This is a genomic window from Bartonella sp. MM73XJBT.G (assembly GCF_028618435.1).
In the GTDB taxonomy this organism is placed as follows: Bacteria; Pseudomonadota; Alphaproteobacteria; order Rhizobiales; family Rhizobiaceae; genus Bartonella.
Genome location: NZ_JAQISW010000062.1, coordinates 1 through 2094 on the forward strand (window position 1 = coordinate 1; position 2094 = coordinate 2094).

The 2094-nt window shown below is 34.0% G+C and carries 2 protein-coding genes; both read right to left on the reverse strand.

From position 1 onward, the window contains the following. Positions 1–1509: 1509 nt before the first annotated feature. The gene (locus tag PVV59_RS09730; protein ID WP_273755880.1) at positions 1510–1860 is read right to left on the reverse strand and encodes a hypothetical protein; all 351 of its coding nucleotides are present in this window, start codon (positions 1858–1860) and stop codon (positions 1510–1512) included. 1 nt (position 1861) lies between these two features. Next, the coding region (locus PVV59_RS09735; protein ID WP_273755881.1) for a major capsid protein at positions 1862–2094 on the reverse strand (233 nt) is incomplete at its 5' end.

Sequence of the window (2094 nt, forward strand, 5' to 3'; positions counted from 1 at the left end):
AAAGCACATGATCAAAATGCTTCTTTAAAACGCTTTATAACCAATCAAAAGCAAATGTGTATTAAGTGAAATGTCTATAACAAAACCCGTTTTTATATTTACGCGCGTTGGTTTTTAAAAGTAGCATTTCATAAGACAAATAAACAAACGCTTTTTAGAATCTATGGTTTTTAAGATTTGCTCTGCTGTGAAATCTAGATCTTTGTTTTTTCGTAAATGAAACAATGAAACGTTCTTAAAAGCAAATGATAACTAAGTTTATAGCTGTTATATATAAAACATCAGTTTCAAATGTTTAAATATTCACTTAAAGAGGTTTTTATAAGCGTATTTTTATTTTTCTTTAAAACCTAATTTCTTTAAAAATTAGCCGGCTCAAATTTGAGTTGGCAAAATTAACCACCCCAATTCTGGGGGCGTTAACTTTAGAATAGAGCATTTTTTTAACAGCATTATTTTACTAAAAATTTAGTAAAACCCTATGTGTTTAGATTTTACAATGGTTTTGAATTTTGCTTGCTTATCTTAAAGAGCTGCCCCCAATTTTGGGGTGAGCCCATTTGGTTTCGTATTTTTAAACGATAACTTTTAAAACGTTTGTTGCTCGCTTGCTTGCATATAACATAAAAAGGCTTTTTATTTCATAAGATATAACGTTTTTAATTTCATAACTGTTGTGATGATATGTTTGTATAATGCCTGCCTATCATTTTCTAAACTTTTAGAAAGCGCTTTAAAAACGATATTGAAATCCTTTATGCACCTTGAAATGAATTAAAACCTATAAGCTTATGACAGTTTCAAACGATTACCCTCTTATAGGTAATAAAATATTGCTATAGCATTTTTAGATTTTACGCTTCTCAATTTTAAGAATCATAATCTCATACTTGATAATGCGATTACCAATCCAATTGTTAAAACAAGCTGTGATCTTTAAACGTATGTTATCGATAATTTCAAATGACTAAATTTTAAACAATGCGATTTTTGAGTGATAAAAACGTATCATAAAATTTATGAACTGTTATAAATGGTAGCTGCTTTTCATTTCATTTGAATACACACATGCGTTATAATATTCACATCATGATTTGCTTTTTATGCTCTATTCATACATAGCAATTGTTTATAAAAAATGGTCAAATTAAACATGCATAAAAGTGTGGATTCTGATAGGGGTGCATATAAAATTATTTAAATAACATATTGATTTATTTATATTTTTATGTCATATGTGGCGCCGGGTGCTAAAAACACGGCCAATAGTCCGTCGTTATGCTTTCCCCATAAGGGTATTGTATAGCATAACTACACCCGATGAGGTCATTATACACTTGTCGCATATAATGAGTCAAAGTCTTTGCAATGCACAGAAGATTGATTATTTCGGCAACCAATCCGCTAGATGTTTTAAGGTGTTCTCAGGCACCTGATTCGACAATAGACATATTGTTGCCATATTGTCAAGCGGTGACTTCATATTTTAAAAAATTAATAAGTGTATCTTTATTTTATCTCCCGCAAGATAAGCTTATACATACCGGATTCAGAGGCTTGTACCTCTGTGATCACGAAGTGCTCTTGAGAGGGGGCTTTGCTGTTTTCAGGGGAAATGATTACAACACTATCTTGAGGGTTTGGTGGTAAGCCTCCAATGTCATTGATACAAAGATCAAGTTCCTTTCTTGCAATTGTCGTGGGGATTCTGCCACCGGCATCCGATTCTGAATGCTTAATGGTATAAATTGCTGTGATCCGAAAAGATTGCTGATTGTCCTTTCGCGTGTAGATGATGGGCTGCCCAAAAGTGTTGCGCACATCTTTAACCATTTGGTTTAGCAGCCCGTGCCATCGCATGTTATTTCGCTCCAATCACGGCTTTAAACAGCATTTCTGGGCGTGTACAGATGTAAAGCGGATAGCTGTAGACCTCCGGTTTTACCCATGCATTACGGTCGTGATCAACGATCAACATGGTGTAGAGAGGCTTTCCAACGGTGTTGGCAAAATCCAAGCTTTCACCAGGAGCAAAGGTTTTTTGGAATACACCAGGCGCATCAACAGGAAAGAATTGACATTCATCAGGCTTAA

Bases quoted from the DNA above. Each gene is read 5' to 3' on its own strand.
- PVV59_RS09730 (WP_273755880.1), bottom strand. From the start codon at position 1,860: ATGCGATGGCACGGGCTGCTAAACCAAATGGTTAAAGATGTGCGCAAC.